Origin of the sequence: Chryseobacterium metallicongregator, from assembly GCF_031324065.1 — a bacterium.
Classification (GTDB): domain Bacteria; phylum Bacteroidota; class Bacteroidia; order Flavobacteriales; family Weeksellaceae; genus Chryseobacterium; species Chryseobacterium metallicongregator.
On sequence record NZ_JAVIXS010000035.1, the window covers coordinates 1 to 1003 of the forward strand.

A 1003-nucleotide genomic window follows, 5' to 3' on the forward strand; every position below is an offset into this window, starting at 1 on the left:
TACCAATACCGTTACGGCAGGAGGTGTGTATACAGTGACTGTTACTACGCCTTCCGGTTGCCATTCTCAAACATCCGAGACCTTAACTCAATCTGTGGTTCCGGTAGTTCAGAACGCAACCTTAAGCGAATGTTCCAGCTCCACAACAGCTAATTTCGATTTAACATCCGCACAAACTTTAATAAGTACTACTCCCGGAACTGTGTTTTCATATTATACGACTTTGGCAGACGCCAATGCAGGAAATACCAATACCATTGCCAATCCTGCAGCTTATCTTTCCGGAAATGCAACCATTTATGTCCGTGTCAGCTCAGGAGCATGTTTCAAAGTGGCTCAATTGCAGCTTACAGTAACACAGACTGTAAATCCTGTTATCACTCCTTCATCAGCTACCATTTGTTATGGTGGCAGCGTGACTCTTACCTCAAACCAAACTACTGGAAATATATGGTCTACAGGGGCAACAACACAATCTATTACCGTAACTTCTCCGGGAACCTATACCCTATCCAACAGCAATGGATCATGTACAAGTACTTCTACTTCTGTTACCATCAATGCTGAAAGCAATCCTGATGTACAGATTACAGGAAACCTGATTCTTTGTGAATCTTCAGCAACTACTTTAACAGCCACTTCTACAGGAACCGGAAATACTTTTTCCTGGTCAAACGGGGTAAATGGATCTACCAATACCGTTACGGCAGGAGGTGTGTATACAGTGACTGTTACTACGCCTTCAGGTTGCCAATATCAAAAATCCGTGACCGTAACTCAAGGTGTGGTTCCGGTAGTTCAGAACGCAACCTTAAGCGAATGTTCCAGCTCCGCAACAGCTAATTTCGATTTAACATCCGCACAAACTTTAATAAGTACTACTCCCGGAACTGTGTTTTCATATTATACGACTTTGGCAGACGCCAATGCAGGAAATACCAATACCATTGCCAATCCTGCAGCTTATCTTTCCGGAAATGCAACCATTTATGTCCGTGTCAGC

Annotated in this window: 1 pseudogene; it reads left to right on the forward strand. The window is 43.4% G+C overall.

Annotated features, from left to right (window positions below):
* Positions 1-1003: pseudogene (locus tag REB14_RS24145) on the forward strand (choice-of-anchor L domain-containing protein); the annotation flags it as partial.